The 392-nt window shown below is 53.8% G+C and carries 2 rRNA genes; both read left to right on the forward strand.

Going from position 1 to position 392, the window contains the following annotated elements:
- Window positions 1-132 (forward strand): 23S ribosomal RNA (locus AC1DKD_RS42360); the annotation flags it as partial.
- A gap of 134 nt (window positions 133-266) precedes the next feature.
- Window positions 267-379, forward strand: a 5S ribosomal RNA gene (gene rrf / locus AC1DKD_RS42365).
- The last annotated feature ends 13 nt before the right edge of the window (window positions 380-392 follow it).

Below are 392 nucleotides of genomic sequence, written 5' to 3' on the forward strand. Positions count from 1 at the left end.
TGAAGATGAGGATTCCCTGGAGCCTTGAGCTCCTTGAAGGGTCGTTCGAGACCAGGACGTTGATAGGCTGGGTGTGGAAGCGCAGTAATGCGTTAAGCTAACCAGTACTAATTGCCCGTAAGGCTTGATCCTATAACCAGTGTGTTTCTGCTGGTTGAGTATCGCGTGCCGCTGCCGTGATAACGAGCAGCTTGGCCGATACGCACAACCTCTACTACATCCCTATTCGCTGCGTTGAACATGGCTCAACGCGGCCACCGTTTATGCCTGGTGACCATAGCGAGTTGGAACCACCCCTTCCCATCCCGAACAGGACCGTGAAACGACTCCACGCCGATGATAGTGCGGATACCCGTGTGAAAGTAGGTAATCGCCAGGCTCTCCCTTGAAAC

The organism is Cupriavidus sp. 05T313, assembly GCF_056396665.1.